19 protein-coding genes are annotated in these 26013 nt (G+C 55.7%); 16 read left to right on the top strand and 3 right to left on the bottom strand.

Going from position 1 to position 26013, the window contains the following annotated elements; all coding sequences use genetic code 11:
* Nucleotide 1 precedes the first annotated feature (1 nt).
* From G7Y44_RS04870 to G7Y44_RS04830, 9 genes are all read left to right on the top strand, one after another.
* Nucleotides 2–625, top strand: coding sequence for a 4Fe-4S dicluster domain-containing protein (locus G7Y44_RS04870; protein WP_165248029.1), 624 nt, complete (start codon nucleotides 2–4; stop codon nucleotides 623–625).
* Nucleotides 626–749: 124 nt separating this feature from the next.
* Nucleotides 750–1373, top strand: a complete 624-nt coding sequence (locus tag G7Y44_RS04865; RefSeq protein WP_165248028.1) for a TorD/DmsD family molecular chaperone — start codon at nucleotides 750–752, stop codon at nucleotides 1371–1373.
* A 122-nt stretch (nucleotides 1374–1495) separates the two neighbouring features.
* A complete protein-coding gene (locus tag G7Y44_RS04860; protein ID WP_165248026.1) occupies nucleotides 1496–2725 on the top strand; it encodes a 4Fe-4S dicluster domain-containing protein in 1230 nt (409 codons plus the stop codon).
* On the top strand, nucleotides 2722–3558 hold the full coding sequence (locus tag G7Y44_RS04855; RefSeq protein WP_165248025.1) for a hypothetical protein: 837 nt from the start codon (nucleotides 2722–2724) through the stop codon (nucleotides 3556–3558). Before G7Y44_RS04860 ends, G7Y44_RS04855 begins: the two co-directional genes overlap by 4 nt.
* A gap of 10 nt (nucleotides 3559–3568) precedes the next feature.
* Nucleotides 3569–4333, top strand: coding sequence for a molecular chaperone TorD family protein (locus tag G7Y44_RS04850; RefSeq protein WP_165248023.1), 765 nt, complete (start codon nucleotides 3569–3571; stop codon nucleotides 4331–4333).
* Between the two features lie 205 nt (nucleotides 4334–4538).
* Nucleotides 4539–5330 carry an ABC transporter ATP-binding protein gene (locus G7Y44_RS04845; protein WP_165248022.1) on the top strand — a complete coding sequence of 264 codons (792 nt, stop codon included), beginning with the start codon at nucleotides 4539–4541 and terminating at the stop codon, nucleotides 5328–5330.
* Nucleotides 5331–5333: 3 nt separating this feature from the next.
* Nucleotides 5334–7745, top strand: a complete 2412-nt coding sequence (locus G7Y44_RS04840; protein ID WP_165248021.1) for a YhgE/Pip family protein — start codon at nucleotides 5334–5336, stop codon at nucleotides 7743–7745.
* Between the two features lie 255 nt (nucleotides 7746–8000).
* Complete coding sequence (locus G7Y44_RS04835; protein ID WP_241159190.1) at nucleotides 8001–8675, top strand: TetR/AcrR family transcriptional regulator; 675 nt, start codon at nucleotides 8001–8003, stop codon at nucleotides 8673–8675.
* Between the two features lie 239 nt (nucleotides 8676–8914).
* A complete protein-coding gene (locus G7Y44_RS04830) occupies nucleotides 8915–9394 on the top strand; it encodes a MarR family winged helix-turn-helix transcriptional regulator (RefSeq protein WP_241159189.1) in 480 nt (159 codons plus the stop codon).
* On the opposite strand, the gene G7Y44_RS04825 is transcribed toward G7Y44_RS04830, so the two are convergent.
* Nucleotides 9391–10617 (bottom strand): glycosyltransferase family 4 protein, encoded by a 1227-nt coding sequence (locus G7Y44_RS04825; RefSeq protein ID WP_165248017.1) that lies wholly within the window; start codon nucleotides 10615–10617, stop codon nucleotides 9391–9393. The two genes, G7Y44_RS04830 and G7Y44_RS04825, sit on opposite strands and share 4 nt — an antisense overlap.
* Before the next feature lie 201 nt (nucleotides 10618–10818).
* Between G7Y44_RS04825 and G7Y44_RS04820 the strand changes: the two genes are divergently transcribed.
* From G7Y44_RS04820 to G7Y44_RS04805, 4 genes are all read left to right on the top strand, one after another.
* Nucleotides 10819–11550, top strand: coding sequence for an NAD-dependent protein deacylase (locus G7Y44_RS04820; protein WP_165248015.1), 732 nt, complete (start codon nucleotides 10819–10821; stop codon nucleotides 11548–11550).
* A 59-nt stretch (nucleotides 11551–11609) separates the two neighbouring features.
* Complete coding sequence (locus G7Y44_RS04815) at nucleotides 11610–12062, top strand: universal stress protein (protein ID WP_165043951.1); 453 nt, start codon at nucleotides 11610–11612, stop codon at nucleotides 12060–12062.
* 222 nt (nucleotides 12063–12284) lie between these two features.
* Nucleotides 12285–13928, top strand: coding sequence for a class I adenylate-forming enzyme family protein (locus G7Y44_RS04810; protein ID WP_165248013.1), 1644 nt, complete (start codon nucleotides 12285–12287; stop codon nucleotides 13926–13928).
* An 80-nt stretch (nucleotides 13929–14008) separates the two neighbouring features.
* Nucleotides 14009–14428 (top strand): peptide deformylase, encoded by a 420-nt coding sequence (locus G7Y44_RS04805; RefSeq protein ID WP_165248011.1) that lies wholly within the window; start codon nucleotides 14009–14011, stop codon nucleotides 14426–14428.
* Between the two features lie 104 nt (nucleotides 14429–14532).
* Here the strand turns inward: G7Y44_RS04805 and G7Y44_RS04800 are convergent, their stop codons facing one another.
* The gene (locus G7Y44_RS04800; RefSeq protein ID WP_165043945.1) at nucleotides 14533–16047 is read right to left on the bottom strand and encodes a TrkH family potassium uptake protein; all 1515 of its coding nucleotides are present in this window, start codon (nucleotides 16045–16047) and stop codon (nucleotides 14533–14535) included.
* A gap of 255 nt (nucleotides 16048–16302) precedes the next feature.
* Between G7Y44_RS04800 and G7Y44_RS04795 the strand changes: the two genes are divergently transcribed.
* Nucleotides 16303–17382 carry a helix-turn-helix transcriptional regulator gene (locus G7Y44_RS04795; protein ID WP_165248009.1) on the top strand — a complete coding sequence of 360 codons (1080 nt, stop codon included), beginning with the start codon at nucleotides 16303–16305 and terminating at the stop codon, nucleotides 17380–17382.
* 81 nt (nucleotides 17383–17463) lie between these two features.
* Nucleotides 17464–18099 (top strand): GNAT family N-acetyltransferase, encoded by a 636-nt coding sequence (locus G7Y44_RS04790; protein WP_165248007.1) that lies wholly within the window; start codon nucleotides 17464–17466, stop codon nucleotides 18097–18099.
* A gap of 201 nt (nucleotides 18100–18300) precedes the next feature.
* Here the strand turns inward: G7Y44_RS04790 and G7Y44_RS04785 are convergent, their stop codons facing one another.
* Nucleotides 18301–19119: a hypothetical protein gene (locus G7Y44_RS04785; RefSeq protein ID WP_165248005.1), complete on the bottom strand. Its 819-nt coding sequence runs from the start codon at nucleotides 19117–19119 to the stop codon at nucleotides 18301–18303.
* Nucleotides 19120–20681: 1562 nt separating this feature from the next.
* On the opposite strand from G7Y44_RS04785, the gene G7Y44_RS04780 reads away from it, so the two are divergent.
* Nucleotides 20682–25892, top strand: a complete 5211-nt coding sequence (locus G7Y44_RS04780) for a DUF7604 domain-containing protein (protein WP_165248003.1) — start codon at nucleotides 20682–20684, stop codon at nucleotides 25890–25892.
* Nucleotides 25893–26013 lie beyond the last annotated feature (121 nt).

The following is a 26013-nucleotide window of genomic DNA, read 5'->3' as shown; positions in this document are numbered from 1 at the left end:
CATGGCACATTACGCTATCGCTGTTGACACGAAGCGCTGCATCGGCTGCTGGTCGTGCGGCGTGGCTTGCAAGCTTGAGAACAACATTCCCAATGACGTGTTCTGGAACCGCACGCTCACCGTGGGTGGCGATCAGCCGAACACCCCGTCGGGCGAGTACGGCAATTGTCAGATGTCCTTCACGCCGGTGCAGTGCAACCACTGCGACAATCCTGCTTGCGTTGCTGCGTGCCCTACGGGTGCCACGTACAAGGACGAAGAAACCGGCATCGTCATGCAGAACGGCGAAGAGTGCATCGGCTGCAAGACCTGCATCGAGTCGTGCCCGTACGAGGGCGTTCGCACGCTGCTCGCTGATGAACCGCAGTGGTTTGTTGACTTCCCGGTTGGCAACCAGTTGGCTCCCGAGCATCCGGGCGGCACGGTGGAGAAGTGCAACTTGTGCTACTTCCGCGTGGCCGACGGTAAGGTGCCGGCGTGTGTGGAGGGTTGCCCTGCCCACGCCCGCTTCTTCGGCGACTTGGACGATCCTGAGTCCGACGTGTCGAAGCTGCTTGCTGAGCGCGAGAACTTCACGCTGCTGCCCGAAGAGGGTACCGGCCCCAACATCTATTACCTGTCGTAAGAGAATGTCGGTTGCCGAGCCGCCTGTCGCCGCGAAGGGTTTCGCGAGCGCTGGCGGCTCGGCCGCTTTTCGGCCGTACGCTTTTCGGCCGTTCTATCCGTTTCACTCGTGAAGGAGACTACTCATGCCGGTGACGAATCTGTCAAACATGTTCTCGCTGCTGTCGGTGGCGTTTGCTGCTCCTACGGTGGAGCGGGCACGTTTGGTTGCCGAAGGCACGCTGGCAAGCGACGTGGCACGTACGTGGCGTGCGCTCGACTTGCCCGAAGAACCGTTGAGCGCTTTTCTCGATGAGCTTGAGGAATACCGCGGGCGTGACGAGCAGGACGTTTTGCACGAGATTCGCCAGGAATACACGCGCCTGTTCCTGATCGATCATTTGGTGGAAAACACCGAAGGTGCGTGGCGCAAGAAGGCACAAGGGCAAGAAACGGTGTTCTACATGATCAACGACATCTCCACGGGCGTTCAGGACTTCATGCGCTTCTGCGGAGTGGTGCGTCCGAAGGGGTACAATGACAGCGTTGATTTGATCGACAACGAATGGCAGTTCTGCAGCATGCTGGCTACCGATCCCGCATACCTTGCCGAGAAGGGCATGAGTGCCGAAGAGAAGTTGGCTCAGTTCATCGATGAGCATGTGCGAGTGTGGGTTCCTGGGTTTAGCGACGATGTTGCGCGCGAGACACGTTGCGCGTACTACCGGGCATTCGCTGCACTGCAAAAAAAGCTCGTCGAAGCGCTGTAAGACGGAGACTCTTTGTCGGTTTTGGTTGAGGGCGAAGGTGCGGGTAAGCTTGCGGTTAGGGGAACGCTGATTAGAGCCGTCTTGCCCTGCGTAAGCGGCGCTTGCGAAAACAAGGAGGGGGAATGGCATCGGGCGATCGCACGAACAAGATTGCCATTGAGCTCCATGCGGAGCGGTGCCTTCATGCGCGCAGCGTCTGGGGAAGCTGCTCGCTGTGTAGCGACTCATGCCCTGGCGGCGCTATTACAATCGACCTTAGTCAACGTGCTCCCCAGCTCAATGCTTTGCGATGCATGCAGTGCGGGCAATGCTTAACGGCTTGCCCGCTTGAGGTATTCGAATCATCCAGTTTCACCGAGCGTCAGCTGGTGAACCGCATCGAACGTCAGGAATATGTGCGCATTCGCTGCTTTCTGCCGTATGGACAGTTGGAATCGCTTTCTCAAGAAGATCGAAGCTATCAGCTGGGCACCTGTTTGGCGGCGCTTAGTCCGGGTGTATTGTTCGAGTTGGCGCTGTCGCGTGCGTGCGAACTGTTTACCGACCATTGTGCTACGTGCCGGCTGTTCACGCGGCTTGCTCCAACGTTTGAAAGCAACGTAACCTGCGCTTTCCGCATGCTGCAAGGGACTCACAAAGCGTCGAACCTGCACGAAAGCACACCGCTCTTTCTGCCGCAGGTATCCTGTAATCAAGCTGATCGGAAGCCGTTGGAAGTACGTGGCGCGCGGCCGAGTATCCGTGCGTTGTTCCATGGCTCGCGTCGTGCGGTGGGGAAGCTGTCGCGCACGTCGGCGCTGGTGCTGCGCCAGAAAGGGAAGCACGTTCCCGCATGGCGAAAGCGCTTGCAAGACGTGTGGGGCCAGCAGGTGCGCGGTGTTTCGAGCACATGCAATTACGCGTGGCCAGAGCTTGTTGTTAACCAGGAGCGGTGCCGTGCTTGTGGCGTGTGTATGCAAATGTGCCCAACGGGGACTATTTGCCATTCGCTTGATGAAGGCGAATTCTCCTATTCGTTTGTTCCGGGAACCTGCGTCGATTGCGGACTGTGTCTTGCGGTGTGTCCCGAGCATGCGCTTTCGCGCGACTATCGTGCGTTTCCTCATCCGTTTCGACAGGTTGATCGCTATCGGCGGGCGGCGGGCACGTGTGAGCGCTGCGGCATGCCAGTGCTACAGGGGCAAGGCGAGACGCTATGCCCCGTCTGTTCTGCGGAGATGAGTCGCGAGAGTCTCACATCGCGTATCCGAGCGCAACTGGGTGTTGTGTCACCAGGTGATGCTGCCAAGCTGGCAGCGGGTGTTGATGCCGTTGCCGTTGATGCCGATGCCGCAGATGGTGGTGCGCGATGATATCGCGGACGCCGCTTGCCAACAAAGGGCTCGTACTGGTACTGTGCCGCACGCATGCACAGCTCGATTCTCTGTGTCGCAGCGCATGTGATATCGGATTGGAAAGCTGCGCTGTGCTGGCGGATATTGCCGAACATAGCGACGGCCTTGCCGTGAAGAACGCGCAGCGTCGCCATCGAGCAACGGGTGATATTTCGCATTTTGAGCATGTGCTGCGTGAGCGCGAACTCGTGTCACTGGTGCGTTACGCACACGATCGACGGGCGCTTGCGTACGTGGCAACGTCGAAAGGGACGGAACGCCTTGCGTTGGCCGACCATTTGATGGGTCAGCGGTTGGTGTCGGCAAACTCAGGACTCACTGAGGAAAGTGTCGATAAGCTGGTCGATTTGTTCTACGGGTATGCGGAAGCGTGTGGCGACCACCCTGTTGACGGCTGCCTGTTTCCCTCGGCGGTTTTACGGGCATTGGCGGCGTATCGGCAGGCAGTTATGGTTGCCGCTGCCCGTTTCGGCATGACATCCGCGAACGTTTCGTTGCTTGCGATGATGTCCGATTGGCGCTCGGTTGCTTCCGAGCAGTCGTTTGCCTGGCACACAATGCGGGAAAATGGCGTAGAAGTAGCATTTGACGCTCAGGCTGCTTTTCTGCAAGAGCGTGGGCTGGTGGAAGACGATGAGCTTCGGCTGACCGAAGCTGGTAAGCAGCGCATGACTGCGTTCATGCATCGCTTGCTGACGCTTTTGGCGCCGCAGGTTGAAGACGCCTCGCCTCAAGAGTTTGCTGCGTTGATTGAGTTGCTGCAGTATGTTCTCTACCTGTTCGCGTGGTAGGGGATAAAGCATGGACGTGTGGGAAAGTGGGGATGCGACAGACGCGGTGGGTGAGCGCGTAGCGGTTGTGCTCGCATCAACTACTACGGGTGCAAACGGAGTGGATACGCAAGGTGCGTCAGACGTGCTTGCTCCTAAGGGACTCGAAGAGCTTGAAGCGCTTGCTCTGTTGTGTTCCGCATTGGCGCGGTTGTTCACGTATCCCACGTATGATCAGGCGGTTATGTTTACCAATGAAGAATCAGCCGACTATCTGGACCTTTTAATGCACGATGCGGGAGCAGATGGTATTGCGGCTGAAAACGCCTTGCGACCCGTTGTCGATCAGGACGAACATCGCTGTGCGCAGCGGCTGCGCATCGACGAAACACAGTTGCTCTTTGCGCCAAACGCTCCTGTTCCGCTCGAAGGAAGCCGCTGGATACGCCGCAATCCAACCGGATCGCAAGCTGCTACAGGGGAAGCGGCCAGCGTGATGCGCTGCTATCGCGAAAGCGGGTTGTCGCTTCGCGAAGGTTGTACCATGCGAGCCGATGCGTTGCCGGTAGAGCTCGATTACGTTGCGTACTTACTGCGTCGGGAAGCGCGTTTCCGCAACGAGGGCAAGGGCGCCCAAGCACTGTTGTGGAAGCGCCGACGCACATCGTTTGTTGTGGCGCATCTCGACCCGCTCGCCAAGGCTGTCGCTTCGGGTGTTTCCCGGCATAATCCGTGCGCCCACCTGGTATGGTGGTCGCAGCTACTGCAGCAAGCGGTTATCCGTTGTGCCGTATAATGGTAGGGCTGAGGGAAACGCTGATTAATTCCGCCCGCCCGCGCGGGACAAGACAGCTTTAATCAGTATTTCCCGATGGCGTTTCGGTTGCGTGAAGGCGACTTAACAAATACGTTACAAACTAACTGAAATGTTCGTTGCGTGGGTAGTTCGGGAGCTATACCTTCAAAACTGACTAGTCAGTCAAATTGGAGAGGTCTAGAGCATGAACGAAATTCAAATAGGAAATAGTAAGGCTGTCCTTACTCAGCATGCGCGGAAGGGTGAGCTGCAAGGGACGCAGGAATTGTCCAAGTCGCAAGTGCTATGTGATCCGCGATCAGGCACGTTTCAAAACGAGCAGTGCGATTATGGTAGTGAATCTTTCATCATTGCACGTGATCTGGAAATGAAAACACTCGTTGGTTATGTGTTCCGCAACGTGAGCGTGAGCGTGCATAAAGGCGAACTGGTGGCCGTGCGCGGTCGCAACGGCAGCGGCAAGACGTCGCTTTTGCTAGCGCTGGCGGGTCGCATGAAACACACAGGCGGCTCTCTCACTATAGGCGGATATATCTTGCCGCGTCAGCATGCAAAGGCGGCGCAGCAGGTAGGCATGGCGCTCTTTGAAGGACTGAACGATTTACAAGATAGTCTGACGGTCGCTTATGCCACCAGTGCCGAATTCGAGTTGTATGGACGCAAGCCTCGCCGCGATGACGTTATGGCTTCGCTGAGGCGCTGGCATCTTGACAGTGTGGCCGATCAACGAGTCAAAGACCTGAATAGTGAACAACTGACCGTTTTGGGGATCTCGCTGGCGTTCGTACGACATCCCAGCATCGTGGTGGTTGATGACATCGAGGCGCAGTTGACTCTTGAGCAGTCGAAAAGACTTATGCTGCTTTTGCGTGATCTGGCACGCGAACGCAATGTTGGGATCATCGTCGGCATCACGGAACGCGAATTGGCCATCATGGCCGACACGTGTGTGTATCTGTCGAAGGAAGGGGAGTAGACTATGAGTTTTAGAGGGCTTCGCTTCGCAACGATCGAATGGAAGAACATTACGGCTGCGAAGGTGATGTGGGTTGTCATCGGGGCAATTGCAATCATGCCATTGTTGTACGGCGCGCTGTATCTGGCAGCCTTCCAAGATCCATACGCTCGCCTGAATACGGTTCCGGTTGCGGTGGTGAACGAAGATAAAGGTGCGGTTATCGCCGCTGAGCATCGTAATCTGGGTGAAGATGTCATTGATGAACTGAAGAACAACGACGACGGCCTGCAGTGGAACTTCGTGTCGGCTGAAGAGGCGAGTAAGGGGCTGGAAAACGGCGACTACTTTATGACGTGCACCATTCCCGCCGATTTTTCGGAAAGTGTTGCTTCAGTCGATGGCGAGGCACCCCGCCGTGCGCAGTTGAAGGTGAAGTACAACGAAAGCGAAAACATGCTGGCATCACAGATTGGCGAAACGGTGTGGAAAGAAGTTCGCATGCGTGTGAGCGACACCATTGCTGAGGAATACTGGATTACGGTGCTGAGCCGTGTGGCCGACTCAGGTAAAGACATCCAGATTGCCGCCGATGGTGCGGGTGAACTACGTGATGGTTTGGTGACAGCGCAAGACGGCAGCACCACCATCACCGCGAATCTGGGTACGTTGTCGCGTGGTGCTGACGAGCTTGATGTGGGGCTTGGAGTGCTGGTGAGGGGCGCCGCTACGCTGCAGAGAGGAACGTCATCACTTACTGCTGGTGCTGATCAGTTGCGTGTAGGCAATGCGGCGCTCGCTACTGGCACAGAGAAGCTGAGCGCGGGCTCTGCTCAAGTTGTAGGTGGTGCGAATGATGTAGCATCGGGTGTGAGTACGCTCCAAGCTGAAGGGACAAGTGTATTGGCACAAGGAGTGAGGCAGCTGACTGAAGCAACAAGCTCTCTTCCTGGGCCTGACCAGGCTGCGGCGGCCGTAGCAGGCTCCGAATCTATCACATCGGGAATACAGAACCTGCAGGGGGCTGCGGACAGCTTAAATGCAGGTGCGGGCAGCCTTGTTGAAGGTGCCGGAACTTTGGAAGCCGGGGCTAATGGCGTGAGTTTGCTGCTTACAGCGGCCGAAGCGGCGTTGGAGAACGGTGACGTTGCGACTGCGCAAGCTTACCTTCAGCAGGCGCACGGTGCTCTGGGTGGTATTTCGGCTGGAGCGAGTTCGCTTAAGACAGGAGCCGTTCAACTTCAAGCAGGCATCGGGGCAGCGACTGACACATCACCCCAAACACTCTATGGCGGACTCAATAATTTATCTGTCGGGTATGCGAATCTATCGGGTCAGCTCATGCCGCTTATACAACAGGCTCCCGCATTGCGGGTTGTCATCGAGCAAATTGATGCTGGTGCGAAAGAGGTGGATGGCAACATGGCAGCGCTCGTAACCGGCGCGTCGCAAGTTGCCACTGGTGCGATGCAGGTAAGCAGTGGTGCGACTGAACTTACTGTTGGTGCTCAAAGTGCGGCAAATGGCGCCACCACACTGTCTGAAGGCGTGGGACAGCTTAACGTTGGCGTAAGTCAGTTGACAGATGGCACCCTTAGTGCCAAGGACGGATCTTTGCGCATTGCAAACGGTGCGACCCAGCTTGAAGAGGGCAGCGCAACGCTTACGGATGGCCTTGCAAGTGCTGTGGACGGATCGGGTGAACTGCAGGACGGTTTGGCAGATGGCGCCCGTACTGCTTCTGATCAAACGACCAACATCGACGGCAAGGCGTACGCAATGAGCAACCCGGTCGAGCTCGCAAATGAGTACTACACTAACGTGAAAAACTATGGCACTGGTTTTGCACCGTATTTCATGGCGCTGGGTCTGTGGGTTGGTGGTTTGGTTGCAGGCTTTGTGTTCAAGCCGCTCAACAACCGTCTCATCCTGTCAGGAAGCAATCCCATTACGGTTGCCTTTGCGAATTATCTACCGGTGGCGTTTTTCTCGCTTATCCAGGCTACGCTGCTCATGGTGGTGCTGCAGTTCGGCCTGCAGCTGCAGATCGACAACGTTGCGGCGTTCTACGCAATGGGGTATCTGACGGCGCTCGTGTTCGCCGCTATTATGCAGGTGCTCATGGCAGCATTCGGATTTCCGGGTAAGTTCATTGCTATCATTTTGCTTATGCTGCAGCTGACAGCATGTGCCGGTACGTTCCCCATTCAAACTACGCCTGACTTTTTCCAGATCATCAATCCGTTCATGCCTATGACTTATGTGGTTGAGGGCATGCGCCAGATCATGACAGGCTTCGACTACGGATTGGCCGGATTCGATTGTGTGGTGCTAGCATGCATCGGCGTTAGCTGTTTTGTGCTCACGTGCCTGGTGGCGTGGAAGAAGCGCACGGTGACCATGAACGATCTGCATCCAGTGTTGCAGCTTGGATAAGAGAAACGGGCAAGGACTGTCTTGCTTTGCCGATCTTGCCGAACGTATTGTCAGGTTTCTCTTCAGGAACCTAGCTGGAACTTGCTTGTGCGAGTGAGTCGTGTGCTTAAGCTACAATAGACCAAAGCCAGGGATGGACGGGAAAGCGATTGCGAAGGTGGAGACGCGCTCTTGCGGTTTGTGGCGCGTCTTTGCATTCCCTCGAATCGGGAGGACTATGAATTTAGGCGGAGAGCGGACGAGGGAGAGAGATTGATGATGAAGCGGATTCGTGGGGCGAAGGCCGATGCGACGCGAAAGCAGCTACTTGATGCCGCCGCTCAGGTAATCGGTGAAAAAGGGTACTCTGCAGCGACGGTTGATCAGATCGTCAAGGTTGCTGGCGTGTCGAAAGGCGTGGCTTACTATCATTTCAAAAACAAAGCAGCTTTAGCCGAAAGCATCCTTGAGGAAGGCGTTGGGCAGATTGTTGAGGGCTTCGAACGCATATGCGCCGAGGCACCTGCGGCTGACAAGGCACTGATGGGAATGATCGAGCTGTTCGCAAGTCGCGCATTTGGCAACAAGGCGTTCGGTCGGTTTCTGATGGCCGAACTCTGGCGTGAAGGCCGCGCATGGTCGGATGCTATGCGAGTGCATGAGGCGAGATTGCTCCACTTACTGGAAGAGCAGCTGGTGCGCGGGCAGCGTGAGGGAATTTTCCGGCCGGAAATTGACCCGGCATTTGAGGCGGTGGCGCTGGTTGGTATGGTGCTGACCACCACGATGTACTATGTTGGCGAGGGTGGGCCTATCACCGGTTCACGCGCCATTGCGCCCGCAGCAGCGGCGCTTCATGAAGACGATGACCTGATGAAAAACGCATTCGTCACGCATATCTGCGATCTGGTGCAACACGCGAACAAAGTGGAGTGCAGTACAGGAGATTAGAGACGGAAGTGAGTGGAGAGGTAAGGAGTTAGAATCGGGGCGATATGCCGCTTAAGTAGGCAGCTGAAAACGGCTCATCGAAATAACCAACTTTTTTGAGGCAGAGCGGATAATGCGCTCGTTCGCTTGACGCGGCGACGCTGAACTCAATGACACCGGATCGCGACGCTAATCGCAACGGGGTTGTCGAGCAGGCGGCAGACAGGAAGTGCGGAAAGCGGGCAGGGAAGGGGTGTGCGGTGGAACAGACGACGAGTGTGGCAACGAAGAAGGAAAGCGAGGCGTACCAGCGCCGTGCCGAGCTGAACGACCTGCTCACAGGAACGTTTAACTCCATCTTGCGCATCGAAGAGCGCGTGTTGAATAACCGCATCACGCAGGGTCTTTCCATTACCGACGTGCACACTATTGCCGCTGTTGGGCTACATGAGGAAAACCCCATGAGCGTAGTCGCTGCGCGACTGGGCGTGACGTTAGCCACGTTGACCACGGCGGTGAACAGGCTTGAGCGCGAAGGGTTTGTGCAGCGTGTGCGCGCCGAAGACGACCGCCGCAAAGTGCTGCTGTCGCTGACTGCGGAAGGCCGCAAGGTGCATCGTGTGCACAGCTTGTTCCATCAGCACATGGTCGATGACGCGTTACTTGGCTTAACTGATCAGGAAGAACGCGTGCTGGCAACTGCCCTTTCCAAGGTGAAGCGCTATTTCGACGAAAGTTAGCACCCTTCCATCAGGCGTGCGACCAGGGCGTCCCAGGAAAGGTGCGTTACCGTATCGGGTGCGCCGTCGCGTGTTAGCGCCGTGCGGATGGCATCCGCTATGTCGCGCTCGAAACGGGGCAGGTCCTCTTCAAGCGGCTCGTCAACATTGCACATGCGCGGTGGTTGCACGAACAGAATGGGCGCATCGGGGGCGACGCTTGCAAGCCACGGACGCACGCCGGGAAGATCGGTCGCAACGGCTACGCATCCGCAGGCCATCGCTTCGATGAGCACAAGCGGCAGGCCCTCGAAGAACGATGGCAGCACAAACACATGCGATCGTTGATAGGAGTTGATCAGCTCGTCTTGTGGCACTTTGCCGGCAAGTTCGATCGGCACGGTGCTCGAGTGCGCCTGTGCCTCGATGCGCGCGTGCTCTTCCGCATCGCTGAACCCACCGATAAGGCGCACGTGAAGGTCGCACACGCCTTCGGCGGCGAGCAGGTTAGCGGCGCGAATGAGGCTCGGCACGCCCTTCTTTCCGCACACCTTCCCAACGAACAGCACCGAGTTGGCGGTGGGCTTATCTGCTCGTTCGGTGGCGTTGCACTCGAGCGGTCTGAAATCTAAGGAGTTGTAGCCGGTTCCCAGCACCGTTACGCGCTCGGGCGCAATGCCGTAGCATTCGCAAATGAGTTCGGCCTGATCGGCGGTCAGTGCGAAAGCACGATTCAAGTGGCGTATGCCTTCACGCACGAAGTCGTTGCATAGGTCGTGCTTACCCATCTGGCGGATGTCGGTGCCATGACAGATGCCCACCACGGGGCAGGTGGGGTCAAGCTGCGTTGTTACCGCTGTGACGATGTAAAGATGGTGGCAGATAATCAAGTCGGGCTTAAATTCGCTCAGAGCACGTTCGATGACATGGGAAAACGCTTGCGTGAACGCCTGCAGCATGTCGGGCGTGAAGTCGCGGTAGCGGGTTGCCTCGTAGGGCATGTCATCGCTCATGCCTGCAACGGCGAAAGGCAATGTTTGCGTTTTGAAGCGCACCGGGTAGGCATGCACGCTGTGGAGCGGTCCATCTGTTGCCAGATCAAATGCCGGCGGGTCATCGGGCATTGCACCGAACACCACTGCTTGTTCATGTCCGGCGCGGGCGAGCGAAGATACCATTTCGGTGAGGAATACGCCGCTTCCGGTGCTGCTAGGCTTTTGTGCCGTGATGGAAAGGATGCGCATAAGATGCCTTTCTCCGTTGAATGCGGCTCATGCGGTTAGCTTGACGCGGGCACGTCGCAAACTGCCGTTGTCGTGTGAGCCGAAGGATAACACAGGCCGCGCGCGATGGCGTACAAGCGATATAATCGGGGCAGGCAGGCGGCGCATGGCGAATGCTGCACACCGTGTGCCAGGTAATCGCCGTAGGAAGGAGCCTTCGTTATGACCGACATTGAAACGCTGCGAACGTGGATTCGCGAATGCCCGAAAGGCGGCATGGTGTTTTTCGGCGGCGCGGGCGTGTCCACCGAAAGCGGCATTCCCGATTTCCGCAGCACAGGCGGTCTGTACTCGCAAACGTATGCCTATCCCCCTGAAACTATGGTGTCGCGCAGCTTTTTCGAAGTGCATCCGAGCGAGTTCTTCGACTTCTACTTCGACCGCATGATCGCCCTCGATGCGAAGCCGAACCGCGCGCATCGCAAGTTGGCCGAGCTCGAGGTGGCAGGCGTGTGTTCGGCGGTGGTCACGCAAAACATCGATGGGTTGCATCAGATGGCGGGAAGTAAGAGCGTGTTTGAGCTGCATGGCAGCGTGCACCGCAACTTCTGTATGAAGTGCGGGCGCGCCTTCGACGTTCACCAAATGATCGAGCTGCACGAGCGTGCCGACGACGGTGTTCCCCGCTGTTCGTGCGGCGCCACCGTGAAGCCCGACGTGGTGCTCTACGAAGAACCGCTCGACGACCACGTGGTGGAAGGAGCCATCCGCGCCATTGCCAACGCGCGGCTGTTGGTGGTTGCCGGCACGTCGCTGGTGGTGTATCCGGCAGCGGGGTTGCTGCAGTACTTCCAAGGTGATCGCCTTGCTATTGTAAATTTAAGCCCCACCAGCGCCGACAAACATGCCGACCTGTGCATCGCAGCGAAGGTTGGCGAGGTGTTTGACTTCTAAGACCGGCCCCGCATCGCTATAATGGTGACAGAGCAAATTTCGTAAGGGAAGGGATAACCATGGCTTATAAAACTATCCTTGTTGCGTACGACAAATCCGAGCAGGCGAACAGGGCGCTTGTTGCGGCACGCGAGTTTGTTGAAGTAGGACTTGCTGACAAGATTGTTGCGCTGACGGCATTCGATCCACGCGAGATTGGCGAGTCCACGTTTGCGGTTACGGCGCGCATGGCGGGCTTCGAGGTTGAAGATACGCATCCCAGGCCCGATGAAGAATTGTTCGCTGAAGTCAAGGACGCCGTTGATGCCGCTTTGGGTGACTTCGCTTCCGAGGTCGAGATTGTGGTGCAGCACGGGGTTCCGCAGGGTCTTGTGCTGAAGTACGCGCACGACCACGGATGCGACCTCATCGTCATGGGAAGCCGCGGTTTGGGGGCTATCCAGGGTCTGCTGGGCAGCGTGAGCCAAGCCGTTCTTCAGCATGCAGACATTCCGGTGCTCATCATTAAGTAGTTATCAAGTAGTGCCATCGGCTCATTTCGATTGGCGTATCGTTCTGCTGTGACGTGATACAAGGGCGGCTGACTTCCCAAAAGTGCGATCAGCCGCCCTCTCTTATTTTTCGGCAGGCGTTGTGTTCTTGTTCGCCCGCTTTCGGCGAAGTGCGCTAGAATCTCATCCGAGCTTTATTGTGTGAGAGAAAGCATGCGCGGTGGGCGCAGGAAGGTCAAGGCAATGCCGATTATCGACTATCTTCGGTACAATGCGGGGAAGTACGGCGACGAAGTCGCGTTGGTTGAGGTCAATCCCGAGATTCAGGAACCGCGGCGCATCACGTGGCGCGACTACGATTTGGTACAGAATACCGAAACGCAGGCGTATCGCCGCGAAATCACGTGGAAAGTGTTTGATGAAAAGGCGAACCGTTTCGCGAACCTGCTTATCAATCGTGGCGTAAAAGCTGGCGACAAGGTTGCCATCCTGCTCATGAACTGCTTGGAATGGCTACCTATTTACTTTGGCATCCTGAAAACAGGCGCTATTGCTGTGCCGTTGAACTTTCGCTACGCCAGTGACGAAATCGAGTACTGCGTGAACTTGGCGGACGTCGACATTTTGGTGTTTGGCCCGGAATTCATCGGGCGCATCGAGGCTATTGTGCCGTCCATCCAACGCAATCGGTTGCTGTTCTATGTGGGCGGTGACTGCCCGAGCTTTGCCGAGGACTACCATGAGCTTACCGCGAACTGCTCGAGCGCCGACCCGATGATCCCCATTTCAGACGATGACTACGGTGCCATCTACTTCAGCAGCGGCACTACGGGTTTCCCGAAGGCTATCCTGCACAAGCACCGCAGCCTGTCGCATTCCGCGCAGGTTGAGCAGCATCATCACGAGCAAACGCATGACGATGTGTTCCTCTGCATTCCGCCGCTGTACCATACCGGTGCGAAAATGCACTGGTTTGGTAGCCTGATCAGCGGTTCGAAGGCGGTGCTGCTGCGCGGCGTTAGCCCAAAGACCATCTTCGACGCTGTAAGCGAAGAAGGGTGCACCATCGTGTGGCTGCTGGTGCCGTGGGCGCAAGACATCTTGCTAGCCATCGAAGAAGGCCGCATTCATCCTGCCGACTACAAGCTTGACCAGTGGCGTCTCATGCATATTGGCGCTCAGCCAGTGCCAAAGAGCCTTATCAGTAAATGGAAGAGCATTTTCCCCGCGCATCAGTACGACACCAACTACGGCCTGTCCGAATCCATTGGCCCCGGCTGTGTGCATTTGGGTGTGGAAAATATCGAGCATGTGGGTGCTATTGGCGTGGCGGGTTACGGTTGGGAAGTGAAGATTGCCGCTGCTGATGGCAACGACGTTCAGCCAGGGGAAGTGGGCGAGCTGTGCGTGCGCGGACCTGGTGTTATGGACTGTTACTACAACAACCCCGAGGCTACGGCGGAAACCATCACGCCGGATGGGTGGTTGCTCACCGGCGACATGGCCATGCAAGACGAAGAGGGTTTTTACTGGCTGGTCGACCGCAAGAAAGACGTGGTTATTACCGGTGGCGAAAACATCTACCCGGTGCAGATCGAGGATTTCTTGTCGGCGCACCCGGCGGTGAAGGATGTGGCCGTTATCGGACTACCCGACGAGCGATTGGGCGAGATAGCCACAGCTGTCATCGAGCTGAAACCCGAAGCAGCCGAATCCACCACCGAAGCCGACATTAACGAGTTCTGCGAGCAGTTGCCGCGCTACAAGCGTCCGCGCCGTATCATTTTCGCCGATGTGCCGCGCAACGCCACGGGTAAAATCGAGAAGCCAGCGCTGCGCCGTCTATATGGGGCGGAAAAACTTGTCGAGCTTGAGAACAAAGCGTAAAGCGAGCGCGTGCGAAACCTAGCAACCGTGCGTGAAACCTAGTAAAGTCACTAAGAAGAATCTGAAAGCGAGCGTTACCGATGATAAAAGAAATAGTCACCGACATCGAGTTCTTGCAGCAACCCTGCGAGGCTGCCACCGCCGACGACGCGTCGGTGGCGCAAGATTTGTTCGACACCATGCAGTCGATGGATGGGCAGTGCGCCTGTTTGGCAGCCAATCAGATCGGCGAGCGCAAGGCCATTGTGGCCTACGAAGAGAATGGCCAGCTCTACGCCATTTTCAACCCCGCTATTAAGCAGGGGTTTATTCCTTACAAAACGCGCGAAGGCTGCTTCAGCTTGCCGGTCGATTCCGAAGTGCGCCGCTTCAAGCGCGCTATTATCACCTACGAGGTCCTGAAAGATGGTCAGCTGGTGCCGCGTCAGCGCAAGTTCGCCGATTGGACAGCCGAAATCATCCAACACGGCATCGACCACTGCAACGGCGTGTTGGTGTAGGGCGTCAGGCTCATACTGCCGCTTTCAGTTTCCGTGGTTCTTTCGTGCGCATGCGCTCTTTCGCGTGCGCACGTTTCTTCATGCATATAGTGTCTTCGTGCGTGTTACTTCGTGCTCGTGCGGCGCGGGATCACTGATGACGCTATCTTCACGATCAGTGCCAGCAGTGTGAGGAATTCCAGACGGCCCGCCCACATTTGCAGAATGTAGAAAAGTTCCAGACCAAGCGGCATTCCCGGCGCGGCGAGTCCGGCGGACAACCCGCCGTTTGATGTCATGGCTATCGACTCGAACATTGCCTGCGTAGCGTCGTATCCGTACGCCACGCCTACCAGCGCGCCCGCTGCATACGTGATCACGTACAGCACAAAGATCGTCATGGCTTCGCTTGCTACGCTTGGCGTGAGCACGCGGCGCCCCATGTGGTTGTACGTAACCACCACGCGCGCGCTGTCAGGCGCAATGGTTTCCTTGATGGATCGCAGCACCGACTTTAAGATGATGCCTAGGCGCAGGAACTTGATGCCGCCCGAGGTGCCGCCGGTCGACCCGCCCACGGCCATGAGAATAGCCAGTACCAGAAACGCGCCCGACGAGAACGCCGTGATCATCTGGTTGCTGGTGATGTTCTGAAAACCCGTGGTGGTGAATGCTGCCACGATCATGAACAGCCCGCGCCGCAGCATGGCAGGCAAGTCGGAAAACGTGACGGTCGTGCTCAGCGTCGCGGCCATAACGCAGGTCATCACGATAAGCCAGAGGAACATGGTGTGCAGCTCGAGGTCTTCAAAGAATGCTCGCAACCTGCCGCGCTGCACCTCGGAGTACACAACGAAGCTGATCGAACCCAGTATCATGGTCAGCATCAGCGTTATTTCGAGTACGGTGGAATGGTAATACTGAATGCTTAACGACGACGGGGTAAATCCGCCTGTTAAAAAGCCCGATATGGCCAGCCACAGCGAATGTAACCCCGCACGCAATGGCGGCATGCCAGCAATAAGGCAGCACACGGTTAGCACCAAGAACACAACCGTGATAACCACCGCCGACAACCGCACGATGAAGCGTGTGGTCTGCACAACGTTGGGAACAATGTGGTCGGTGCGCGCTTCGCTGGTGTACAGGTTCGAGGCGCCCTTACTCAGCAGGCCAAGCGACAGCGCAATCACGATAACGCCCAAGCCGCCCACCATGTGCATCATAAACCGGAACATGTTGTCGGCATGCGACATGTGGTTGAGGTTAGATGCCACGCTTGCGCCGGTGGTGGTGTAGCCCGACACGCATTCAAAGAACGTGTCTGACCAGGTGTCGAAATGACCCGACATGCTCAGCGGCACGGTTGCCACCAGCGACAGCACAATCCATGCCAAGCCGGTAACAATCAGGGCGTTTTGACGGTTCAGCTGCCCCGGCGCTATGCGCATGAGCCGCAGCAGCGCGCCAACGGTCAGCGACACGCCCATTCCCAGCAGGTAACGCGGCGCCACATTCCATTCACCGCAGACAATGGCGGTGGCGAAAGGGATTAACATGAGCACCGACGAGAAGAGAACGAGCACTCCAAGGTAGTGGCAAACGATGCGCACGTCGTTCCATGTCATGCGAATCCACATTAGCACATCACCTCGTTGCGCGAGTGTTCTATCCGTTCGACGCAGCCCTTCTCAAGGCCTGTCTGTGCGGCGTGGTGAATGGCTACAAAAGCGGCATATGTGCTTGTCGGCTTCATCATGCCCGTATTCTATCGCGTCTTTGCACGAACGCGCTATGATTGTGTGATTGTCACGGTTCGTTCGCGAAATGGCATGCGAAGGTTACGCTTTACAGCCGCGCATGGCTTGCGCGTGAAAAGGGAAAGGAAGCGCGCGATGCCGCTCGACAAGGGAAACAATAAGGGAAACAACAAAAGCAACGACAAAGGGAAGAAAAAGCTGAAGCTGCTGCTACTCATGCGGATGCTGTACGAAGAAACCGATGCCGAATGCGGGCTTACCATGGCGCAGATTATCGAGCGGCTTGAAGAGCAAGGTGTCGCGGCCGAACGGAAGAGCGTCTATGACGACATCAATGTGCTGCGCCAGTTTGGCATGGACGTGCGCATGGTGGGGCGCACGCCTGCGCGCTACGCCTTGGCGAGCCGCAGCTTACACGTACCCGAGGCAAACCTGATCATCGATGCGATTCAGAGTAGCCGGTTCATATCGGAACAGAAGGCCGACGAGCTGGTTACCGCCGTGAAGCAGTTGGTGGGGAAGCGCCAAAGCGCGCTGCTCGACAAGCGCGTGCACGTGCAGGGGCGCCCGGCAACGCAGGCGCATAGCGACCTTGTCAACGTGGATGTGATTCAGCGAGCCATTGCGGAGAAGCGGCAGGTGCGCTTCTGCTACTGCAAGTTGAACGCGGCTGCTCAGCCGGTCGAACAGCGCGAAGGTAGGCCATACGTGGTTACGCCTGTTGACGTGGTGTATTCCGATGGAAACTACTACCTGGTTGCCTACCACGAGTCGCACGACGATTTCGCGAACTATCGCATCGACCGTATGCGCAAGCTGCTCGTGCTCGACTGCGCTGCATGCGCCAACGACACAGTGCGCTCCTACGATCCTGCGAGCATGGGGTGCTGCGCCTTCGGCATGTACGCAGGCCGCATGGCAACTGTGACGCTGTTGGTGGCCGAGCCCGCTATGAGTGCGGTTGCCGATCGTTTCGGCGATGCTATGCAGGTGTTTCCGGCGGCAGGTCGTAGCCTGCCCTCGCAAGAAACCAGTGAACCTGCCGCGATTGTGGTTGCTCCTGTTATGGTGAGTCCGGTGCTGTTCGGATGGCTTGCGCAGTTTGGATGCCAAATTCGCGTTGAGAAGCCCGCATCGGTGCGGCGCGAATACGCACAATGGCTGCGCGATGCGGCGAGCCTATACGAAGGTTCAGGTACGATATCGGTAAAATAGATCTGGTCAGGCATTGCGCGCGGTATTGTGCCCGTATAATACGAAGAATGTTTTTTCGCACGAATGAGCATGAGGTACCCCATGACTGACATCAAAATTAGGATCGCCACGTTGAAAGATGCCGAAGCTCTACTGGCCATCTATTCTCCGTACGTGTTGAACACTGCGGTTACGTTCGAGGATACGCCACCTACGTTGGAGGAATTCTCCAAACGAATGGGCACGTACTTGGCTCGTTACCCATATTTAGCCGCCATCGATTGCGAGCATGACGACGAAGTGGTTGGCTTCACGTATGCAGGACCCTTCAAGCAGCGCTCGGCGTACGACTGGGCGGTAGAAACGTCCATCTATGTGCGGCAGGGTGAGCGCGGCCGAGGCGTTGGCCGTCTGCTATACGAAACGTTAGAGGCGGTGCTTCGCAAGCAGGGGTTCACCAACATGAACGCCGCAGTTGCCTATCCGCTGGAAGAGGACGAATATCTTACGCGCAATAGCTTTAACTTCCACGAGCGAATGGGATTTTCTTACTTAGGCCGGTTTACGAAGTGTGGCCACAAGTTTGGCCGGTGGTACGACATGTGCTGGATGGAAAAGCACATCGCACCCCATTTGGCAGAGCAGCCCCCCATTGTGCCGTTCCCGGCACTGCGTGACCAGCTCGATCTCGAAGAGCTGGTGCGCGAAGCCCGCGCCCGCCGCGCTGGCGAGCACTAAGAGAGGCTTCGGCTACAGGGACAACGGACAAGAAGGACAACGGGGACGTAGGCTATTGTCCCGTTTTTCTTCAAGACCATGGGAACGTACAAACAACGGGGATGTTGCCACTTGTTCTGAAATACGCTGCAAGAAAAACGGGACAATAGCCTACGTCCCCGTTGTCCTTCTTGTCCGTTGTCCCTGCCGATCTTGTTACGGTTAACAGGCCTGTTGCAGCGCGTGGGAGAACATGAACAGGCAGTCGGCCAGCGCGTGGTTGCGCCGTGCGATGCGCCAGCCGAGCGCCAACCAATCAATCATGGTGGTGCGCTTGCCTACAAGCTGCAGCAATGGTTGGTAGGCAAGCCAGCAAGCCTGCGCTATGCCAGTGTTGCGGCGACACCGTTCGCGCTGCAGGCGCGCGCGGTCAGCACCGGTGAGATGCGCGCCGTCTGGTAGCCAGTTGGCGCGTAGCATGCAGTCACTTTCGTCGTCGAGTACGCCTTGCCAGATGCGAAGCTCACCATTCTCAGCTGGCTCCAGCACAACGTCTTGTAGCTCGAAGCGCAGCACCAGGGGGCTGTCCTGTAACCATGCGCCATCTTCTAAGTCCCATCCGCGCATGATATCCATGATCTGCTTGTCGCGCAGACTGTAGGCTAAGTCGGTCATTCGTTGCCACGACGACATCGTTTGCGTGGCCGAGCTGTCATATATGCAGGTCAGATACGTGTCACCGCTGGCAAGCACCAGCTCGTTGTTATCATCAGCCAGGCTGTTGTTGTTTGCATCACTGGAAGGCTCGTTGCGTAAGACAGGTGTAGCAAATGGACGTGCGATGCCAGCTGTGCGCGCCGTCCCGACGGGCAACGGGCGTGCAGGGGCGGCCATCCTACCAGCGGTGTGAGCGATTGTTTCACTGACGGTGGGGAAGTCGATGAGATGAGCGGTTGTAGGGAGTGCGGTTATCGGGCGCGTGAGAGCGCTGTTCACGGGGATGGTGGTTATGTTGTGCGCGAGGGCGGCTGTGGTGGTCATGGCGGGGCTCCTTTGCTGCATGTTCGGTTTGTTTTCACGGAGTAACTGCAGCATACGCGCCTGAGGCCGCAAACAAGTCCATTTTTACGGACAATAAGAGGTTGAAAAGCTCACGATAGTGCCGTCTAACCCTCCGACCCCCTAACGCAAACAGCGTGGGGGGGAGGGGGTGCCGTACGTCGCATCGTTGTGGTAACATCGCCGGCGGTGCTTCGTCGCTTCCGGGCGTCTCCTTAGATTGGAGGTGCTTATGGATGCACAAACAGTAATAGCAACTTGCGAGCTTTTGCTCGTTGTGATTGGTATTATCGGTTTAGTGACTTCCAGGAAGGAGCGATGAACGACTTCTAAGTAAAGAAAACCCCGCTAGCATTTGCAGAGCACGCGGGGTAAACCTAAACGAAGGAGTCGCCCGGAGCCTCGGGGCACCTTCTGCTACGAAGTGTAGCACATCCGAAGGTGTCTGACACGGCGAGTTTTAGTGTGCTACAATGCAAGCACCGGCAAAGCCCGTTGGTTGTAAGCCTGTTACGGGCAGCGCAGGTTAGATTGTGTGGGGATGGTAGCTGCTACTGCCGTCCCCTCTTTCCACCTCCGTTATCCGCTCGCGATTTCCATTCCCTCCATGCTTCGAGCATAAACCCCGCAACGGTCGCAATTGCGGCCGCAATGAAAAGAATTTTCTCAAACATTGGCGATCACTCCTTTCAAATAGAAGCGCCGCCCGCGTCGGACTTTACCGGCGTCAGCATTCTATCACTCATGAATAACTTCCAACCTTGTGCACGGTGAATCGTCTAATCCTCCGACCCTCTAACGCAAACAGCGTGGGGGGAGCGGGGGTGCCGTGCGCCGCATCGTTGTGGTAACATCGCCGGCGGTGCTTCGTCGCTTCCGGGCGTCTCCTTAGATTGGAGGTGCCGATGGATCCACAAACAGTAATAGCAACGTGCGAGCTTTTGCTCGTTGTGATTGGTATTATCGGTTTAGTGTCTTCAAGGAAGGGGTGACGAACGACTCTTGAGTAAAGAAAAACCCCGCTAGCTTTTGCAGTGCACGCGGGGTAAACTCAAAACGAAGGAGTCGCCCGGAGCCTCGGGGCACCTTCTGCCACGAAGTTTAACATACTCGACGATGTCTGTCAGTCGATAAAAGAAAAACCTCGCAACCCCAAATCCCCCCAAATTCACACCACCCCAAAGCGTTCGAAAAAATCTCCACAAATGGGGAGGGGGGACATTCATACCCCACCTGTGGACGAACCGCAACTGTGGCGTTAAAATCAAGCGTACTGAAAACGCTGGAACATGCTGGAGTAGCAGCGCTTCACGGCCAAAAGCCGCCCCGTGCAACGGTACCCCGCAGCAAATTGTCGCAACGTGCGTAAGCGCAACGCGGCGAAGCTGGCCGCAAAGCACGTGCGAAACAGCAGGCAAGCGCACCCGGAACCCCTGGTAGCAGGTGCGCTAGCATGGGAAACGAAGGTGGCGAGTACTATGCGGGCTTATCTGGAGGCTGCTCGCAGGAATAGAAAACTGCAGAGGATCGCGTTTACCGCGGCGGTGTTTGCTGCGGTCTTTGTCGTGTTTGGCGTGTTCTGGGCGTTGAAGAACACCGGCATTGCCATGACGGGGGACCCAACATGCGGCTTTGCCGAGCATACTCATAATGACGCCTGCTACACGCAAACGCTGGCGTGTGGGCAGGAAGAAATACAAGCTCACCAGCACTCGGTAGCAAACGGTTGCTACGCGGCGACACAGCAGCAAGCGGCCGGCGACGCAACCTCCGCAACCGCGCAAGCCGCAAGCGACCAAACCCTCACCTGCACCACTCCAGAAACCCCAGGTCATACCCACGCGCAAGCGTGCTACCAGAAAACCCTCACTTGCACCATGCCTGAGCACACTCACACCGAAAGCTGCTATGGCGACGCCAACTCCAGCACAGAAACACCGGAACAGTGGGAGGCAACCCTGCCCACCAATCTAAGTGGCACTTGGACCAAAGACGTGGTGGCCGTCGCGCAGTCGCAGCTTGATTACACCGAAAGCCAGAAGAACATTACCACGAACGATAAAGGCCAACAGAAAGGCTACACCCGTTACGGCGCGTGGGCTGGTAGCCCCTATGCTGATTGGAGTGTACCCTTCGCAACTTTCTGCCTGCACTACGCCGGTGCGAACGATTACCCGGTTGCGCTCACGTGTGCCGAATGGACGCAAGCGCTGCAGAACCCGGAATATGGGCTGTATCACCCTGTGGAAAGCGGCTATGAGCCGAAACCGGGCGACGCGGTATTCTTCGCGAAGGCTGAAGACGCGGAAAAGGTGGCAACCGCGCGCACGAAGGCAGCGGAGAACTTGACCAAGGCACAGGCTGAAGCCGCTGCAACGCAAGGTGTGGAAACTGCAGCACAAGATGCGCAGAATGCAGAAATTGTTGCGCAAGACCAGGTTGCATCCGCCTATGTAGAAGTTGCAGCCTTGGCAGACCACGTGGGTATTGTGGAAGGACTGCTGCCCGCCGATCAACACAACCCCGATCGTATCCGTGTAATACAAGGTGACGCAGAAGATGCGATAAGCCACACCCACAAGGCGCTGCGCATCGACTACGAGCGCAGCGCCGATCGCGCTGACGCGCGCATCCTGGGCTATGCAGAAGTCCCGGAAAATGCAGAAGCGCTGCAAAAGATCATGGACGCCCGTCAGGCCGCTGGAGAGCCCCAAGCGCAAAGCGATAACCAAATCACCCAAACCTTCGAAGGCGAAGGCTACACCGTAAAGGCAACCTATAGCCCCGAAGCTCAGCTGCCCGAGGGTGCCGAGCTGCGGGCTATCGAATACGCGAGGGATTCAGAGCACTACCAGCAGCGCTACGCCGAGGTAGCCGCGCAATACGGTTGGGAAGCCGAACCCGCTGATGGTATTCGCCTGTTTGATGTGGGCTTTTATGTGGGTGATACGGAAGTGGAGCCCGCTGCGCCGGTTACGGTAACCATTAGCTGCGCAGGGCAGCAGCAGGATATAACCTATGAGATTGTCCATTTTGGCGACGAGCTGGAAACGGTGCAGGCAGAAACCACTAACAATAACAATGGCCAAGACATCAGCTTCACGCTGGATAGTTTCTCCGAATTGTTCGCGGTGCCGCAGGTACTGAATGCAGGCGGGGCGGCTGGTATGAACGGTAGAGCTGGTTCAGCTGGCGGCCCGGAATTGACTTCGTGGCACAAGACCATCGATGCATTCCGCGATAACAACGACGCAAGTAGCGACAATCCTGACACGAATTTGGACAACGATACTACCGAAGAACAAAAAAAAGACCTTTATCGTCTCTACCTGGACGCTACCCTCACGACCGAAGAGCAAGGCATTGACCTTGTGATCGTGGTCGACGAGTCATCGAGTATGAGCGACACCGACATGGGAGATAGAAAAAGAAGGGACGACGCGGTTGAAGAAATTCTGAACGATACAGGCTCTGATAAAGGGCTTATCAACGGCTTTTTGGGCATGAGCGAAAAAAACAGAGTTGCAGTTGTGGGTTTCTTTGGAGATGCGGATACGACTGGATATCAAACAGATGTAGAGCCGTTGAGTAAAAATAAAGATAACACCGATGGAGGTTGGGTATCTGGCACATGTTATCCAGTAAACGTGCAAGCAAAAGAAATTAGGTGGACTGGAACGCCGGGTTTTTCGAGACCAACAGGAAATCATTACACCAACTATATAGCCGGTTTGAAGAAAGCAGAGGATTTATTCAAGCAACCGACAAATAATAGCAAAAAAGTGTTGATCTTCATTTCTGATGGTGTTCCGACGATTTATTACCCAACTGGCGACGTCGAAAACGGAGAAAAAGAAGGCGGCGGGTACGGATACACAAATCCCGGTGTGACAGAACCCAGCAAAGACAAAACCAAAGAATACTTTAATAAAGTATTCTGGCCAAATAATAATACCGTTGATGTCTACACTGTCGGTATTTTTACTGGTAGAGGTTTAGCATTGCCTGGTGAAGACGCGACGCTAAAGAACATGGCGGATGTGAGCGGTGGGCGATATCTTCCCGCTACCAATAAGGATGAGTTAGAAAAAGACTTGCAAAAGGCCGCCATGGGTTCCTATGCCACCAACCTGAAAATCGAAGACAACCTGAGTGAGTATGTTGACTACTATAAAGGCCAACCTGACCTTAAGGTTGTCATGAAAGATGCTGAGGGTCACGAAACGCTGCTCTATGGTCGCGACGAGAATGGCAATATTGGCATTACGACAGCCGGCCAGGACAAGCTGGAGAGCGTGGCATACTACCCCAATACAAGGAAAGTGGTAGCTCAGTTTAAGCAGGATTATGAGGTTGAATCCGGATGCACATATACTCTTTCCTTTAACGTAGTGGCTACGAAAAAAGCTTATGAAGACTATGCGCTCGATAGGACATACGGCAGCGTCACGGGTGATGCTGAGACCGACTATTCTGGCAACGAGACCAGCTCTAACAAGCCGGGTTTTCACTCGAATAATAAGGCTACCGTCAGCTTTACATCGGGAGGAACAGAACAAACACCAGTTCCATACGAACATCCTGTCATCCAGGCAGAAGGAGATAAACTTGTTACTCCTGACGCCCCGACTACCAACACTGATGGAACGCTTACGTGGAACAAAACCATCGACGCATTCCGCGACGGCGTGGAAAACACTGATACAATTCTCGATAACGCGACCGACACCCAAGGCAAACCCATTGACAAGACTGACCTCTATCGCTTGAATCTGACAGCCGAATTGGCCTCACAAGTCGAGCCCCTTGACCTTCTGATTGTCGTCGACCAGTCCGGCAGCATGCATATGGACTATGATACAGATGAAGACTTGTACAAGGATATGCAGGATGACCGTGTAACTCCCCCTACAGCAATCTTTCGCGACGAGGCTGTGCGGCTGATACTAGATGGCACTTACGGCGATGACTATGAAGCTAAGAAAACAGAAGGGTTGATCTACCAGTTTCTAAAGGCGAACAAAGACAACTATTTGGCTGTAGTGGGTTTCCAGGGAAAGAGCCCTGGACTAATGGACAGTTATAACTATAACGAGGACGCTACGGTTCTTGTACCGTGGACAAAAACGCCAAAAGCTTCTAATGTGGCTGGACAAGCGAATAATGGAACGAATTATAGTGCAGGCCTTCTTGAGGCAAAGAGCTTGCTAACAGATCCGAAAATAGCAGGGAATGGGCATAAAAAGGTTATGCTGTTTCTGTCCGACGGCATTCCAACTTATTATCTCTCGTCTTATACCGGCCTGACGGGACGTGTGCATTGGAATAAGGGTGGCCTCGGTTATGAAGTGAACGGTATTCAAGGGGTTGTCAAGACGGCGACTGAGAGTTATTTTGAAGAACTTATGGACGCTAACCCTAATCTCATTGTCAATACAGTTTCTGTAGCCTCCAATGCCAATACTGGCGATAATACGATCTTGGAAAACATGAAGCGCAATGGAGGGAATTTCTATCTTGCAAACAATACAATCCAGCTAAGGCGGGATCTCAAAAAGCTCATGTACGGTGCGGTGTACTCTGATCTTACTATTACGGACACCTTGAGTGACTATGTCGACCTTGCGAGTACACCAGACTTCAAAGTAACTCTCCATAAGGCTGATGGCACTGAAGTAGTTCTCTATAAGAATCCTGAGGTCATAACAGACGAGAACGGGAATGTCACGGAGATAAAACAGCCAGACAATGGATTTAAACCCGAAAACGTATACCAGGGTCAGGGAATCCTGCACTCTGTCACATACGACAAAGATACAAAGAAGATCACTGCCACGTTTGAGCCAGACTACATACCAGAACCTGGCACTAAGGTCACTCTGTCATTCAACGTGAAGACCACCGGCAAGGCCTATCGAGACTATGTCGCAGCGGAAGGAAATTACCTGGATGGCGGCGCTAGTGGAAGTCCTGTTGAGGGCGATAAGAATACGGATTACGACACCGCGCATGTAACCAGCTCTGGGCAGCCAGGCTTCCATTCGAATAAGACCGCAACTTTAACGTACAAAAAGAATGACGAAACCCAGACCGTGACCTACCCTAATCCCGTCGTACAGGCGGTGAGCTGTGATTTCGTCCTAAAGAAGACGAGCGATAAAGCGAGCGATAATGTGAGCGCGGATGGTCTTGCGGGTGCTGAGTTCAAGCTTTATCGAAAGGCTCTGGAAGGCGAGACAGGCAAAGCGGTGAACGGGTTGCCTGCAGGCATGTACGTCAAGGTGGATGAGGGAGTTACGGCTTCCGCAGCTGATGGGGGGATCGAAGGCCAGATCGCATTTGAAAACCTGGTTCCCACTGATGTGCTTGGTGAGAAATACTACTTGGTCGAAACCAAGGCACCGCTTGGGCATGCGCCGCTCACGGAACCTATTACCCTCGAACTTACGCATGGCACCGAAAATGGTGTGATTGTAGGCAACAAACAGGTAGTTCCGGGCACCAGTGAAACATATACGGACGCAGCGGGCAAGCCTCAACAAGTTGGAACGCTTGCGGCTGAAAAGGCCACTATTACAGGTGCGAATGGTGCAAGCAAGGAAGTTCCCATAGTTAAGGTTGTAAACAAGGCGGGATTTGAGTTGCCTGAAACGGGCGGCGGGGGCGTAGGCACCCTGCTTGGCGTCGACGCAATGTTGATGGCGTGCGCGGGCGTGGGAATCGCGGCAAAGCGACGACGAAAACTGCGCGTCTAGTGCGTAACTAGGCGATTATTCCATTACATAGCAGGCGAAAATGCGCGCTCGAAACTCGAGCGGCGGCGCTAGCCATGTCAAGGTCAGTAGTAAAGGAGCCAATTACGGCAAATATGCAGGC

Source organism: Adlercreutzia sp. ZJ141, assembly GCF_011038965.1.
Taxonomy (GTDB): domain Bacteria; phylum Actinomycetota; class Coriobacteriia; order Coriobacteriales; family Eggerthellaceae; genus ZJ141.
This window is presented reverse-complemented; position numbering and strand designations above follow the sequence as displayed.